Consider the following 1,208-nt stretch of genomic DNA (forward strand, 5'->3'; position numbering starts at 1 on the left):
GCCTCGCCGAGCGGCACGGCGCGGTTGCCCGCCCGCACTTGCCCGTCGGCGAACACGGCGTCTTCGGAGTTGATGCCGAGCCGCTGCGCCACCGCCTCGCGCAGCTTCACGCAGGCCGCGTAGACGCCCGCCGTCGACGAGTTGGCGCCGAACTGCCCGCCGGACCCCGAGGAGACCGGGAAGGCGGAATCGCCGAGGCGCACCACGACCCGGTCGAGGGTCACGCCCATCATCTCGGCGGCCGTCTGGGCGATGATGGTGTAGCTGCCGGTGCCGATGTCGGTCATGTCGGTCTCGACCGTCACCGTGCCGTCGCCGTCCAGGCGCACCCGGGCGCCGGACTTCAGGACCATGTTGTTTCGGAAGGCCGCCGCCATCCCGTGGCCGACGAGCCATTGGCCGTCGCGGACCTGGCCGGGGCGCGGGTTGCGCTTGGCCCATCCGAAGGTCTCCGCCCCCAGCCGCAGGCAGCCGACGAGGTCGCGCTTGGAGAACGGGCGCTTCGGGTCCTGCGGGTCGACCTGGGTGTCGTTGCGGATGCGGAACTCGACCGGGTCCATCCCGAGTTTCTCCGCCATCTCGTCCATGGCGACCTCGAGCACCATCAGGCCCGGCGCCTCGCCGGGCGCCCGCATCGCGTTGCCCTCGGGCAGGTCGAGGTGGGCAAGCTTCATCGCGGTCAGGCGGTTGGCGCCGGCGTAGAGCAGCTTGGTCTGGCTCACAGCCGTCTCGGGATCGCCGTCCGGAAGGTTCCCGGACGTGCTCTCGTGGGCGATGGCCGTGATCGTGCCGTCCTTGGTCGCGCCGATGCGCACCCGCTGGATCGTGGCCGGCCGGTGCGTGGTGTTGTTGGCGATGAGGGGACGCGTCAGCGCGACCTTCACCGGCCGCTTCACGGCCTTCGCCGCGAGGGCGGCGAGCACCGCGTCGGCGCGCACGAACAGCTTGCCGCCGAAGCCGCCCCCGACATAGGGCGAATCGAGACGGACGTTCTCCTTCGGGACGCCGAGGATCTTGGCCAGGCTGCCGTGGCCCCAGCCGATCATCTGGTTCGAGGTCCAGAGCGTGACCTTGTCGCCGTCCCACGCCGCGATGGTCGCGTGCGGCTCCATCATCGCATGGCTCTCGTCGGCGGTGGTGTAGCGCTCGTCGAGCGTGACCGGCGCCTGCGCGAAGGCCCCCTCGAAGTCGCCGACGCGCTCCTCGCC

Annotated in this window: 1 protein-coding gene; it reads right to left on the reverse strand. The window is 71.4% G+C overall.

The window, feature by feature from the left end:
• A partial coding sequence (locus tag FV222_RS26645) for a xanthine dehydrogenase family protein molybdopterin-binding subunit (RefSeq protein ID WP_147816136.1) occupies positions 1-1,208 on the reverse strand: 1,208 nt, incomplete at both ends.

The sequence above is a fragment of the Methylobacterium sp. WL103 genome, from assembly GCF_008039885.1.
GTDB lineage: Bacteria > Pseudomonadota > Alphaproteobacteria > Rhizobiales > Beijerinckiaceae > Methylobacterium > Methylobacterium cerastii.